Source organism: Pseudoalteromonas sp. GW168-MNA-CIBAN-0100 (assembly GCF_040309225.1).
Classification (GTDB): Bacteria; Pseudomonadota; Gammaproteobacteria; order Enterobacterales; family Alteromonadaceae; genus Pseudoalteromonas; species Pseudoalteromonas arctica.
Map to the genome: position 1 here is coordinate 1 of NZ_JBEOOL010000544.1, position 273 is coordinate 273.

General features: G+C 48.7%; 1 protein-coding gene. It reads right to left on the minus strand.

Annotated features, from left to right (window positions below):
• Window positions 1-273 (minus strand): S16 family serine protease (locus AAEY62_RS22350; RefSeq protein ID WP_350636601.1); only part of this gene is annotated, 273 nt, incomplete at both ends.

Genomic DNA, 273 nt, shown 5'->3' on the forward strand with positions numbered 1-273 from the left:
AAACTCTTCCGCTCGGTTTCGTACTACTGTCATGGCTGCTTGTATCGACTCTTGCATTACATCACCTAATGAGCCGGTATAGCTAAGCTTACCTTTACCTGGTACTGCGGCGCATTCAATAGTTAGCAAGTCGCCGCCCACTTCAGTCCATGCAAGGCCGGTAACTTGGCCAATACGGTCGCCGTCTTCTGCTTTACCGTAATCAAAGCGTTGCACCCCTAAAAAGTCCTCTAGGTTGTGCTCATCGATAGTGACTGTTGTGGTGTCTTTTTC